Origin of the sequence: Streptomyces beijiangensis, assembly GCF_017315755.1 — a bacterium.
GTDB lineage: Bacteria > Actinomycetota > Actinomycetes > Streptomycetales > Streptomycetaceae > Streptomyces > Streptomyces beijiangensis.
On the sequence record NZ_JAFLRJ010000537.1, the window covers coordinates 1 to 627 of the forward strand.

Annotated in this window: 1 pseudogene; it reads right to left on the minus strand. The window is 68.9% G+C overall.

Annotated features, from left to right (window positions below):
• Positions 1–384, minus strand: a pseudogene (locus tag J0695_RS36445) (hypothetical protein); the annotation flags it as partial.
• Positions 385–627 lie beyond the last annotated feature (243 nt).

Consider the following 627-nt stretch of genomic DNA (forward strand, 5'->3'; position numbering starts at 1 on the left):
GGCCTCGGCGAGCGGGACCATGTGGTCGATGTCCAGGTCGGATGCGGCGGTCCAGGTGGCGCCGTCGTACTCGGAGTACCAACTGCCGCTGGTCGCCGAGCAGGTGGAGGACTGGACGACGTTCGTACCGTCGCGCTTGAGGACGACTTCGCGGGTGTCGCAGCTCCCGGACTGGGTGATCCAGTGGGGGAAGAGGTCGCGGCTGTAGCCGGTGGTGGAGCCCTCGGTGGCGACGGTGAGCGAGGCGAGGTAGGTGCGGGCGGTGGCCGCGCTGACCGGGGTGGGCAGGGCCGCCTGGGCGGAAGGGGCGGTGATCAGGCCGGTGACGGCGAGGGCAACGGTCGCCGCTGCAACGGCTATTCGACGCGCGTAGATACCTGACATGCGAACTCCCTTGTGGGGGTGGGGGTGTTGGGCGCCCGGGACTCGGCCATCGTGGAGGGCCCGGATTTCTGTGGGGTGTGCGCCAGGTAACAGGATGGCGACATGGACACGTCATGTCGAGGGGGCGGGGGTACGCAGGTGCGAGTGGGTGTGCCGGTGATTCGCCTGTGCCGCCCTACAGTTGGCGCGTGCTGCTGCCCGTGAATGTGACGCTCGGCGTCGTTCTCGCCGTACTTCTGCTGG